Below are 10408 nucleotides of genomic sequence, written 5' to 3'. Positions count from 1 at the left end.
TCGAGCTTCGGTGCGATAGAAATCCCCGCCGGCACCTACGACTTCGTGCTCTTCAACAGCAAGGTCAGCCGCAGCGGCAACCTGCTCACCGTGACGCGGGCCAATGCCGGCGACGCACTCATCGGGCGCACCACGGGGAAAGTGATCCCAGCCTCGCCCTACAACCAATTGGTAACTTTCACCATGAAGCACGTCGCCGCCAAGGTGAAAGTGAAACTCACGGGCTATATGCCGGCAACAGGTGTTACGGCTACGCTCGCTTCCGTCAATGCCACTGACGTACCCTCCTCCTCGGTCTACGATGCCTTGACGGGCACATGGTCGCTCGGCACGGGTGCAGCCACAAGCGATGCGCTCACTTACGGGGTAAGTCAGCAAAGCCCGATTATACCCGGCGTGGGGCGTACCTACACGGCCAATAGCACCGAAGACGCATTCTTCATGCCCTCCACCGACGTATCGAAACTGAAACTCTCTTTTACAGCCGGCAACATCTATAATCTGAACGTGGCAGGAAAGAGTCTTACCTTTGCCCCGAAAACACCACTTCAATTAGACCAGAACGGCTCCTATGTGCTTAACATCAACCTGATGTATCGCTTTCTTTATCTCATGAGCGATGGTAGCACAGGCTTCATCGAAAAGACCACTTTCGGCGGTGCACCTGCTGCAACAGCAAAGACACCCATCGCCGTGGTCATCAGCCAAAGCAAGCACATGGCCGTGGCACTGAAGACTGCCAATAACGGAGCATTGATGGGCTGGTGTGATAACGATTATTACAGTACAAGAGCGAACACTTATTCTTACCCAACCAGAGCCGCCGCTGCCGCCGGACCAAGTGGTTTCGAAGAAACATGGAATGCAGCCTACAGCAAGGTCGGCGTCAAAGCCAACAATGGCTACTATTATGCTTTCTATGCTGCCGCCCACTACGACCCCGGGATAACCTATACGGGTACGCCCGCCTTGCAATGGTATCTGCCATCGATGAGCGATTGGGCTGTAGCACACGAGGTCTTAGGCTTTGGCGATAAGAGTGTATTTGCAACCACCGGCACGTGGTATACGGGATTATTCAGCAGTGCTTTCATACAGGTGGGTGCCAACATAACGCCGGACGGTGGCGCTATGGCACTAGGATTTTGGACAAGTACGGAAGCAACTTCCATTAGCCACATTTTTGGAGTATATATAGCAGGCAATAATTTTTCCTCAAGAACTTTCTCTAAATCCGCCACAGTAGATAAAAAGCGAGTTCTTCCTTTCGTAAAATATTAAGCGCGACATGATGCCCAAAGCCCCCGACATCGCACCTCCATTGGAGGTAGAAGAGGACTCCCAGTGGAGGTACGAGAGGAGGTCCAATGGAAGTAGGGAAGGACCTCCAATGGAAGTCCTCGACGACTTCCAAGGGAGGTACGAACCGACTTCCAATAGAGGTATAAAAAGCACATAACCGAAAGCCGAAAACAACAGAAAAGGGGGCGACGCAAGCCCCTCATTATTAACTTAATAAATTAACGCTATGATTTCATTCAAAGTAATCAAAAGGAAAGTGGGCGTAGGCCCGAAGAAAGGGCAAGACGCATTCGTTGCCGAGCCCAAGTCTGTAACCAAGTTCTCGGCCACATGGCTCGTGGAACGCATCGTGCGCGAAACGTCATTGAGCGAGGGCGACGTGCGCAACGTGCTCATCACGCTGCGCAACATCTTCATCGAGGTCATCAAGTTGGGTGCCTCGCTCGACCTCGGCGACATTTTTTCCATTCGCACCAGCATCACCTCGAAGATGGAGGCCAAGGAGGAGGACGTGTGCGCTACCTCGCTGAAAAAGCCCCGTATCATCGTGACGTGGAAAGACACTATCCGTCAGGCACTGAAGAAAATCGAAGTGGAGGTGGATAATCAGAAGCGGAAAGAAGAGAAGAAAAAGAAGAAAAAAGAGGAAGGGGGAATAGGGCAGCACGGGAATTGAAGCCCACCAACAAACACCCTAACACCCTGACACCCACCCCCGGCCCCTCCCGAAGGGAGGGGAGCGCGAACAGCGTGCAAACTAATTTGGTGCAAGCTCGGTCTCCCCTCCTTCGGAGGGGTCGGGGGAGGTTTCCGGGGGCTGGGGGAGGTTTCAAGGGGAGGGCGCACGACTTACCTGTATTTAGTCAAAATCAAAATTCACCTTATGATTAACTCGCTTGTCTGTGTCCCTCCCCGTTTTAGACACCCACCCCAGCCCTCCCAAAGGGAGGGGAGAATGAAGCCTCTCCCCCAACCCCTCCCCGAAGAGGGAGGGGGAGGTCAAGCTTGCAGGCGATGATGAACAGTGCATGATAAACAAAATAGACCTTGTGAACTAAAATGTTCGCAAGGTCTATTTGCATTTTACTCCCCTCCTTCTTCGGGGAGGGGTTGGGGGAGAGGCTTTTGGGGGAGGCTTCACTTCCTTCCCTTTGGGAGGGCCGGGGTGTGTTTCTTAGGTTTAGTGGGCTTCCTGTACGTCTCATTATCCACCACGATGGACTTTTCTTTAAGGTCCATTGCCACGCTCACCGTGACGGGGTGGTCGAGCCCCTCGCGAGAAAGCGCGATATAGGCAGTGGTGCTGTCCTTTTCGAGCAGACGCCATGTGGTGTAGTTGCTGTTGAGTTTCACGCATTTCACGCTGCCGTCTGCACCCAAGATGATTTTCTGTGAACCGTCATAGCTTCGGTATTCGCCCGCATTGGCTTTCAGGAAAGCCGTGTCGACAGGTTGTTCTTCAACTTTAACGGCAGGCTGTTGTGCCGTGTTCTTGCTGTGGTTGTTGCACGCCGTGAGCCCCGTTGCGAGTACGATGGCGAGGATAAGGATTTTCTTCATGTGATTATCGTTTATAGTGTTACAGTCGCAAAAGTATGAAATTACACGCGTTTCTGCAAGCATTTAAGCTTTTTTGCGAGTTCGTTACCGAGAAAAGCCTACTCGTACACGAAAATCTTATAGGCTTTCAGGGCTCCGGGCGTCTCTTTCTCCGTGCGTGAGAGGTGTTGCAGGCCGGTGACGGTCTGCACTTTGCCGAGGTCGATAACCAGAAGATGAGGGAAAGGCGTGCTCTTTACGGTTTGCCAATAGGTGGATTCCTGCAGGTCGAAGGCTTTGTCTCCCGTGTGATTGCCGTCTTCGTCTTCGCTGTCGGCATACTTTGTGGACCACGAATCGCGCGGAATACGACTTCCGTTTGCGTCGAGTGCGTAGAGTTCGGCTATGGCCACGTAAGGCTTTGTGCCGTGAACGCTCTCACATTCGAGGGCGATGTAGCGTCCTTTGGCAGGCTTGTCGAACGTAATCGTCTGCCAGTTTCCGCTGCCCGAAAGCTCGCCTTGTGCCACAGGGTGGGCCGAGTTGAGGTCGGGACGGTCGCCGGGATTATTGTGCTTGTCGGTCTTTTCGAGTTGCAGTTTATTCAGTTCGGGTTCGCTTTGTCCCCAAACAACGGGCTGTTTTGGCCCGACAACGTCCAAGACGATGATTTCATTGCGTCCTTTCTTCAACCAACAACCCGGCAGATAGAGCGTCTGTTGAGGGCCGATATGCCAGAAACGACCCAGTGCATGACCGTTCACATAGACCTGACCTTTGCCCCATTGCTCAAGGTTAAGGAATGTATCACCCGTCTTTTTCAAGTCGAAATAACCGCGATAGTAGCCAATGTTTTGCTTAGGAAGACGCACAGGAGCGAAGCAGTGAGTCTCATCCAGTTTGTCGAATGCACGTCGTGCGTCTTGATAGCCATCGGGAATAGGCATGATGGCCCAGTTCTTGAGGTTATAAGTTGCCTCGTGCCCGTCAATCTCTGCATCAATGGTCACGCTTTCGGTGATGCCTTTGAAATCCTTAATGGCCCGTCCGAAGTTGATACGGCCCATGGCTTCGACGAGTATCGTGAGGTGTTGGCCCTTTTTTACGGGTGGAAGCATCAGCGTCTTCTCGTTCTTCACCCGGTCGATAACGCCGATTGGTTTGTCGTCGATGAAGATTTGGGCATAGTCGTGACCGTCGTTGAGTGACAACCTGCTACGCGTAGCAATCTCGGGGAGGATTGTTGCGTAGACCATCACACCCCACCCCATGTCCATTTCCTCAAAGGTCTTCGTGTCACGGCTTAGCGTAGGAATGGTGAGGCTGTAGATAAGGGGCGAGAATTCGGCGAGCGTCAGCTTCGGAATCGTGATGACAGGCGCGGCCGGCTTAGGCACATCGGGCAGCTTGCCACTGTACTTCGCCATCGTATTGCGCAGTGCAAAGAACTTGGGGGTAGGCATACCGTATTCGTTGATAGGCGCATCGTAGTCATAAGACGTCACATCTGGAGCGAAGCCCGGACTGTTGGCACCGGCCCAATGGCCGAATGACGTTCCACCGTGGGTCATGTAAAGCGAAAAGGAAATGCCCTTGCGCAACATCTCGTCGATACCTTCTACCATATCCTTTGCCGGTCGTGTCTCGTGACGTGCACCCCACTTGTCGAACCAGCCACTCCAAAACTCCGAACACATCAGTGGAGCCTCGGGACGCAGTTGCTTGAGCCGCCTGAACTGCTCGTCGATGTTCGCTCCCGTACCGAAGTTCATCGTCCAAACGAGGTCGTCAAGTCCGTTATGTTCGAAGTTGCTGGCCCAATCACATTGGAACAATGTCACCTTGTCAAAGCCCGAAGCCTTCACGATATCCCGTATTTCTGACACATATTTCTTATTGATGCCGTAAGAACCGTATTCGTTCTCCACCTGTACCATGATGATAGGACCGCCGTTCTGAATGGTCAGAGGGGCCAATTGTCGCCCCACTTCAGCCTCGAAAGCCTTCACTCGCGCCATGAAGTAGGGATCGTCTTCACGCAAACGGACGTCTTTCTTCTTCAAAAGCCACCAAGGCAGGCCACCCATTTCCCACTCGGCACACACATAAGGACCGGGACGCACGATGACATACATGCCGTTCTTGTGGGCCAACCGGCAGAATGCCGCCACATCATTGTTGCCTGTGAAGTCGAACTGCCCCTCCCTTTGCTCGTGAATGTTCCAAAACACGTAAAGACAAAGCGTGTTCATGCCCAAAGCCTTGCACATTTTGATGCGTTGTTCCCAATAAGGTCGCGGAATACGTGGGTAATGTAGCTCGGCCGCCTTGATGACAAACGGCCGTCCGTTCAGCAGGAAAGTGTTCTTGCCCACAGTGAAGTCGCCTCCACGGGCTGATGGCACGGCAAGGCTCAGCAGCAATACTGCAGCAATGGTTCTGATGTATGAAAAGATGTTCATGTTTATGGTTTTTAATCAATTAATCCTTTTCGTTCCTTTATCATGGGATTACTGTCGATTTCCTTAGATAAAGCTCAATAATACAAGTGCAAAGATATGGATTTTGGGGAAAATAAGCATTCCAGAACTCCCCGGATACCTACACCAGTCGCCCCAAAACTACGCCAAAGCTCTCTTCACAAACGCCCTCACTTCCCGCCTTGCGATGCCCAATCGATGCTCCGTGCTCTTGTATCTCATGTCCAATGCCTTGGAAATCTCGCTAACCTTCATACCTTTATATATATGGAGGCGATACACCTGTCGCTGTTTTGCCGTCAAACGGGCGATGCCTCGCTCCAGAATCTCAAGCGTCTCGGCGGCCGAATAGACCGACATCGGGTCGCAATCCAAGCCATCCTGTCCACCTTTTATATAATGTTCGTATTCCGTGATGCGCTGATGATGCCGCCAATCGTCGCAAATCAGGTTTCGGACCATCGTATATACCAAGCAAGGAAGGGTAACCGGCGTAATCATTCTGCCCATGGTCATCAGCCGCAGAAAGACATTCTGCACGATGTCTTCAGCCTCTTGGCTGTCATACATGATGTGTTTGGAGACAAAACGCTTCATCTCCTCGCTGTGCTTCTCGTAATAATCGGCTATCACTTTGAAATCAGCTTCGACATGTTTCATCCTGCCGTGTTTGTTATAGGTTTCTCCGACAAAGAAATAGCGTTAAAGGCAAGTAATTACACCCTAACCAGAGGCCTTACTATCTCTATCCGCATACCTAATGCAGTAATCATATTGTAGAATTTGGCCGCACTGGGGATAATATCTCCACGTTCCACCCGCGAGATATAGGATTTTGTGGAGTGCAGACGCTTTGCCAATTCTGCCTGTGTCACTTTAGCTTCCTTTCGTGCATCAGAGAGTAGCTGTCCTGTATAAAAGGCATAGGCTTCTTCATCGAACTTTTCACGTTCCGGAGTGCCCGGTTTTCCAAACTCACGTTCTATCTCTTTGCTGATGCTCGTTATCATTTCTCCTTTTGTATGCATAGTAATCCTCCATTATTTTAATTGCTCTCTCTACTTCCGTCCTTGGTGTTTTCTGTGTTTTCTTCTGAAAACCATTGAACAATACGATTATCTTATTGTCGTCAAAGATAAAAAAGATGCGATAGATATTGCCTTCGTACTTAATCCTCAGCTCATACAAACCTCTCAATAGATGTTTGATGAACTTTGTAGGAAGCCTTTCTTCGTTTTCTAATAACGAAAGAATATAAAGCACTTTCCGCCGCTCTTTGTCATGTAGCGTTGCCATAAAGTCTTTGTAATAACTTCCATAAGCAACAATCTCTCTTCTCATTGACACTGTATTTAACCTTACAAAGATACAAAAAGGTTTTAATATGTTGAAACTTTTGCCCAACTTTCCTGCTTATTTTATTATCGTTGGAAAATACCAAAGCCTTGGTAGAACAGCTTGGCGCTCATAATAGACAACACGACAATTGCCAACAACACTTCAACTCCTTTCGGCGATAAACAAAATAAGCATTCCTAACCGCAACAACTCTCCACTTTATTTCCTACCTTTGTAGCATCAGACACACCATTTGTCGTTTATTTATTTATTACATGATGGAAAAAGAAATAAAAACGCCGTCTCTTGCGCATCGGAATTTCATGCGCATAAACCTCTTGAGCAGCCTTTTGATTGTCGCATTCGACGTCGCACTCACCGTGTATGGGTGGGGTTGCGACAGAATCCGGTGGGGATATCTGGTGATTTACTCCCTCATCATCTGCCTATCCTATTTCCTTGGCGGCGTAATCGCTTGGAAATCATTCACCGAGAAGCGTTGGCGTAGCATGGTTGGCCGCCAACTTTTCGTCGGCAACGCGCTTGTTTTGGTCTTCTGTCTGACCGTCACCGGCTTCAGCGTCAGCATGTTATGCATCACTTTCATACTCACCTACTTCGTTCTCGGGGGTCTATTCTCTGCGCTCGTCCTGTCACTTTGCTACTTTGTTTTCAGGAAATCGTATAACGATAGAAACTAAGACGAAACATAATATAAGCCTCGCCCGTTTCCTCCAAGGGAGAGGAAACCAAGCCATTCAAGCTCTTACAAACTTGCATATCCGCGTAAATTCCGTATTTTTACACTTCATAAACCCGAAAAGACGATAGAAACAATGAACAAATGGACAAAGATTGCCCTGCTCATAGCCTTTCACGGACTCATGATGACCGATTATTATTATTGGGAAAAAGCCCGCAACGAACTGGCAATCTACAAGACCGCGGGATCCAATTTGCCTGCTTTCCGCGCGTTTGCCCTTAGCGAACTCGACACATTGGGCTATGTATTGCTGGCCAACGTGACCATGATAGCTCTCCTCGTCGTGTGGCTCTGCTTTGCAAGAAAAAGGAAGCCGGAAGACAAGACTACTTGAAACGGTTTTTAATTTCAGCCACATTGCGATGCAATCCCAGCCATATTACACGCTAATCTCAGCCATATTGTACGGTAATATGGCTGACATTGCAACACAAGGTATAAGTCGTTGATTTTCAATACGAATGTATGTAGGGACGCACGGCTCGTGCGTCCACTCCAACAACCATACATATATGCCCGCCATTCAACTTGAACGGGCGCACGAACCATACCGGTTTGTGCGCCCGTCTCCTATACCTTATATTATACATACACCGGTTATTCCGATGAAACTCACCTTGATTGCGAGCCGACAGGTCAGTTCTTCTTCTTGTTTTCCTTTGTTGTCGTCTTCGGATGATAGCTTCCTGCGAGGGTCACATCAAACACCAAGGTTGAGTAAGCAGGTATACCATTATTGCCTTTCGGCCCATAACCCAATTGATAAGGAATGTAAATCAGCCACCGATCGCCTGCTTTCATGTTCTGCAATGCTGTGGCGAAGCCGTCAACTACACTGCTTATGGCAAACTTCCTCGGCGCGTTTGTGCTTGGATTGAACTCGGTCGTCGTCCAACTTTGGTCGAAAATCCTTCCTTTGGGAAAGGTTGTCGAGGGGAGAAGACGGCCTTGATAGTGCACAAGTGCAGTGTCTGTGTAGAGTGGAAGCTGCGTTCCTGTGCCCTGTTTCAGCACTTTTACCACGATGAAGTCCTCGGGATTCTTGCGCGTTTCGGGGAGAGACCACTTGCGAATCACCTTCACTTTCGGATTGGTTCCGGCCTCACTGACGGCTTCTTTATAGAGGTTGTTGAAGTAGGCCTCGTTCTTTGCCTGCCAATCGGGGTATTCCTCTACCGTGTTATCGTCTTCCTTGCATGACGAAAGGCCTGCAACGGCCAGCAGGAACACGAGGATATGGAATGCGTTTCTCTTCATTATTCGTCGATATTGAGTTTTTTCAACAAGCTTGTGATGCTGACACGGTCTTCCATGATGGGGCGAAGTGCGTCAATGTCAACGCGTTCTTGCTTCATCGTGTCGCGATAACGCAACGTTACCTTATGGTCGTTGGGCGTGTCGTGGTCCACAGTGACGCAGAACGGCGTGCCCACTGCGTCCTGACGACGGTAGCGTTTGCCGATGGAATCCTTCGGATCACCGTAGTGGGTGTTGAAGTGGAACTTCAAATCATTGACGATTTGCTCAGCCAACTCGGGCAGTCCGTCTTTCTTGTCCAATGGGAATACGGCGCACTTCACAGGAGCCAAGGGCTCGGGGAGCCTCAATACGACGCGCGTTTCGCCGTTTTCGAGTTGCTCTTCGGTGTAACTATGGCACATCACCGAAAGGAACATGCGGTCAACACCAATGGAAGTCTCTACGTCATACGGCGTATAATTCTCGTTTTTCTCAGGGTCGAAGTACTTAATAGAGCGGCCGCTGAACTTCTCATGCTGGCTGAGATCGAAGTCGGTACGCGAATGTATGCCTTCAACTTCCTTGAAACCGAACGGCATACGGAACTCGATGTCGGTAGCGGCATTGGCATAGTGAGCCAATTTCTCGTGATCATGGAAGCGATAGTTCTCATTTCCCATGCCAAGTGCCTCATGCCACGCCAAACGGTGGCGTTTCCAATACTCAAACCACTTCATTTCGGTGCCCGGTTGACAGAAGAATTGCATCTCCATCTGCTCAAATTCGCGCATACGGAAGACGAATTGGCGGGCAACAATCTCGTTGCGGAAGGCCTTTCCTATCTGACATATACCGAAAGGTAGCTTCATTCGGCCCGTCTTCTGCACGTTGAGATAGTTCACAAAGATACCTTGTGCGGTCTCGGGTCGCAGATAAATCTTGTTGGTTTGGTCGCTTAGGGACCCCATTTCGGTAGAGAACATCAGGTTGAACTGGCGCACGTCGGTCCAGTTCTTCGTGCCACTGATGGGATCCACAATGCCTTCGTCGAGGATAATCTGCTTCAATGCCTCCAAATCCGGGCCTTGCATAGCCTCGGTATAGCGGGCATGCAGTGCGTCGCGCTTCTTTTGGTAGTCCAACACACGTGGGTTGGTCTCGCGGAACTTGCCTTCTTCGAAGCTGTTGCCATATTTCTTGGCAGCCTTGGCCACCTCTTTTTCAATCTTTTCGTCGTATTTTGCCATCTGGTCTTCAATGAGAACATCGGCCCGATAGCGTTTTTTTGAATCGCGATTGTCAATCAACGGGTCGTTGAAAGCATCGACATGACCGCTGGCTTTCCACACGGTTGGGTGCATAAAGATGCCGGCATCGATGCCAACGATATTGCTATGGAGCAGCACCATGCTCTTCCACCAGTATTCTTTGATGTTGTTTTTCAACTCAACACCATTCTGACCGTAGTCATAAACGGCTGCGAGTCCGTCGTAAATCTCACTGCTCGGGAAGACAAAGCCGTATTCCTTGCAGTGGCTCACTATCTTTTTGAAAACATCTTCTTGTGCCATAATCGTATATTCTTCAAAGTTTTGTGCAAAGATACAATAAATATCGCGAAACAGGGTGGGTTTTATTATTTTTTATAGAAGCGGGAGGAAAGGGGTGAGCTCCATGTCGTTTGGCGTTACTTCTGCCCCATTCGCCCCATGACTGCATTGGCATGGCATGCCAACATTGCTCGCTA

General features: G+C 49.8%; 11 protein-coding genes. 4 read left to right on the top strand and 7 right to left on the bottom strand.

The genetic code is table 11. From position 1 onward, the window contains the following. On the top strand, positions 1-1281 hold a 1281-nt coding region (locus HMPREF9944_RS04350; protein ID WP_008564710.1), incomplete at its 5' end, for a fimbrillin family protein. A gap of 247 nt (positions 1282-1528) precedes the next feature. Beyond that, positions 1529-1978, top strand: a complete 450-nt coding sequence (locus tag HMPREF9944_RS04345) for an HU family DNA-binding protein (RefSeq protein ID WP_008564708.1) — start codon at positions 1529-1531, stop codon at positions 1976-1978. Positions 1979-2439: 461 nt separating this feature from the next. Here the strand turns inward: HMPREF9944_RS04345 and HMPREF9944_RS04340 are convergent, their stop codons facing one another. The 5 genes from HMPREF9944_RS04340 to HMPREF9944_RS04320 all read right to left on the bottom strand — a co-directional run bounded on the left by HMPREF9944_RS04340 (position 2440) and on the right by HMPREF9944_RS04320 (position 6662). Next, positions 2440-2862 carry a hypothetical protein gene (locus tag HMPREF9944_RS04340; RefSeq protein WP_044113352.1) on the bottom strand — a complete coding sequence of 141 codons (423 nt, stop codon included), beginning with the start codon at positions 2860-2862 and terminating at the stop codon, positions 2440-2442. Positions 2863-2960: 98 nt separating this feature from the next. Next, complete coding sequence (locus HMPREF9944_RS04335; RefSeq protein ID WP_008564706.1) at positions 2961-5303, bottom strand: beta-galactosidase; 2343 nt, start codon at positions 5301-5303, stop codon at positions 2961-2963. A gap of 159 nt (positions 5304-5462) precedes the next feature. After that, the gene (locus tag HMPREF9944_RS04330) at positions 5463-5981 is read right to left on the bottom strand and encodes an RNA polymerase sigma factor (RefSeq protein ID WP_008564705.1); all 519 of its coding nucleotides are present in this window, start codon (positions 5979-5981) and stop codon (positions 5463-5465) included. Positions 5982-6037: 56 nt separating this feature from the next. Next, the gene (locus HMPREF9944_RS04325; RefSeq protein WP_008564704.1) at positions 6038-6349 is read right to left on the bottom strand and encodes a helix-turn-helix domain-containing protein; all 312 of its coding nucleotides are present in this window, start codon (positions 6347-6349) and stop codon (positions 6038-6040) included. Continuing rightward, the gene (locus tag HMPREF9944_RS04320) at positions 6297-6662 is read right to left on the bottom strand and encodes a type II toxin-antitoxin system RelE/ParE family toxin (protein WP_044113351.1); all 366 of its coding nucleotides are present in this window, start codon (positions 6660-6662) and stop codon (positions 6297-6299) included. Before HMPREF9944_RS04320 ends, HMPREF9944_RS04325 begins: the two co-directional genes overlap by 53 nt. A gap of 275 nt (positions 6663-6937) precedes the next feature. Between HMPREF9944_RS04320 and HMPREF9944_RS04315 the strand changes: the two genes are divergently transcribed. Continuing rightward, on the top strand, positions 6938-7360 hold the full coding sequence (locus tag HMPREF9944_RS04315; protein WP_155814619.1) for a hypothetical protein: 423 nt from the start codon (positions 6938-6940) through the stop codon (positions 7358-7360). 135 nt (positions 7361-7495) lie between these two features. Next, positions 7496-7756 (top strand): hypothetical protein, encoded by a 261-nt coding sequence (locus HMPREF9944_RS04310; RefSeq protein ID WP_008564700.1) that lies wholly within the window; start codon positions 7496-7498, stop codon positions 7754-7756. 302 nt (positions 7757-8058) lie between these two features. Here HMPREF9944_RS04310 and HMPREF9944_RS04305 read toward each other — a convergent pair whose 3' ends face one another. Both HMPREF9944_RS04305 and HMPREF9944_RS04300 read right to left on the bottom strand, forming a co-directional pair. Next, complete coding sequence (locus HMPREF9944_RS04305) at positions 8059-8679, bottom strand: FKBP-type peptidyl-prolyl cis-trans isomerase (protein WP_008564698.1); 621 nt, start codon at positions 8677-8679, stop codon at positions 8059-8061. Continuing rightward, positions 8679-10232 (bottom strand): glycine--tRNA ligase, encoded by a 1554-nt coding sequence (locus tag HMPREF9944_RS04300; protein ID WP_008564696.1) that lies wholly within the window; start codon positions 10230-10232, stop codon positions 8679-8681. Before HMPREF9944_RS04300 ends, HMPREF9944_RS04305 begins: the two co-directional genes overlap by 1 nt. Positions 10233-10408: the final 176 nt, after the last annotated feature.

Source organism: Segatella maculosa OT 289, assembly GCF_000243015.1.
GTDB classification, from domain to species: Bacteria; Bacteroidota; Bacteroidia; order Bacteroidales; family Bacteroidaceae; genus Prevotella; species Prevotella maculosa.
Note: the sequence above shows the minus strand (reverse complement) of the source record. Positions and strands in the feature narration are given on the sequence as shown.